Raw genomic sequence first — 1181 nt, forward strand, 5'->3', positions numbered from 1 at the left:
TGGTGCTGGCGGATCATGCCGCGCACGTCGCGGCCGCCGCTGCCGGCTTCGGCGCGGAAGCACAGCGAATGGGCGGTCATGCGCAGCGGCAGCTGGTCGGCGTCGATGATCTCGTCGCGCACGATGTTGGTGAGCGGCACTTCCGAGGTCGGGATCAGGTACCGGGTGGACTCGCCCACCGCGGTCTTGAACAGGTCGTCCTCGAACTTGGGCAGCTGGCTGGTGCCGCGCAGCGAGTCGGCATTGACCAACGCCGGCACGTTGGTTTCCTGGTAGCCGTGGGTGTCGGTGTGCAGGTCCAGCATGAACTGGGCCAGCGCGCGGTGCAGGCGGGCCAGCGGGCCGCGCAGCACAGTGAAGCGCGAGCCCGACAGCTTGGCCGCGGTTTCCGCGTCCAGCCAGCGGTTGCGGGCGCCCAGCTCCACGTGGTCCAGCACCGGGAAGTCGAAGCTGCGCGGGGTGCCCCAGCGCTTCTGCTCCACGTTCTCGGTTTCGTCCGCGCCGGCCGGCACGTCGTCGCCGGGCAGGTTGGGAATACCCAGGGCGATGGCTTCGATCTTGTCGCGCAGTTCGTCCAGGGCCACTTCCGAGGCCTTCAGCTCGTCCGCGAACGCGGCCACTTCGGCCATGATCGCCGAGACGTCTTCGCCCTTGGCCTTGGCCTGGCCGATGGCCTTGGAGCGGCTGTTGCGCAGGCTCTGCAGTTCCTGGGTGCGCACCTGGATGCGCTTGCGGTCTGCTTCCAGCGACTCCAGCCCGGACACATCCAGCTCGAAACCGCGCGAGGAGCGCAGGCGTTCGGCAAGGTCGGCGGGGTGTTGGCGAAGCAGGGCTGGATCAAGCATGGCGTGTGCGATGGGGTTGGGACTGGAGGGGGATTATCGCCTGTTATGCGGATTTCTGCCGCCCGGGGGCCGTCATGTACCCCTCAGTCATTGCGGGCGTGGCAGAATCGGGGGGTTCACTACGGTATGGCTCATGTCCGCTTCCCGCTCTTCGTCTGGCAAGAACATCACCTTCCACCTGCCCCGGCGCAGCCTGATGATCGCCGGCATCGCCTTCGGCGTTGGCGTGCTGCTGTTCCTGGTGGTGTGGCTGAGCAGCCGCAACGACGACTTCTACAAGGCCGGCCCGGCGGCAACGCCGCAGCAGGTGGCCGACATCGAGCCGCTGCCCGAGCC

At 67.8% G+C, this 1181-nt stretch carries 2 pseudogenes; one reads left to right on the forward strand and one right to left on the reverse strand.

Features of this window, described 5'->3' with window-relative positions:
• Positions 1-845, reverse strand: a pseudogene (locus DBR34_RS18470) (aminoacyl--tRNA ligase-related protein); the annotation flags it as partial.
• 133 nt (positions 846-978) lie between these two features.
• Here DBR34_RS18470 and DBR34_RS18475 point away from each other — a divergent pair.
• A pseudogene (locus DBR34_RS18475) lies at positions 979-1181 on the forward strand (energy transducer TonB); the annotation flags it as partial.

It is taken from the genome of Stenotrophomonas sp. HMWF003 (assembly GCF_003061285.1).
Taxonomy (GTDB): Bacteria; Pseudomonadota; Gammaproteobacteria; order Xanthomonadales; family Xanthomonadaceae; genus Stenotrophomonas; species Stenotrophomonas maltophilia_AP.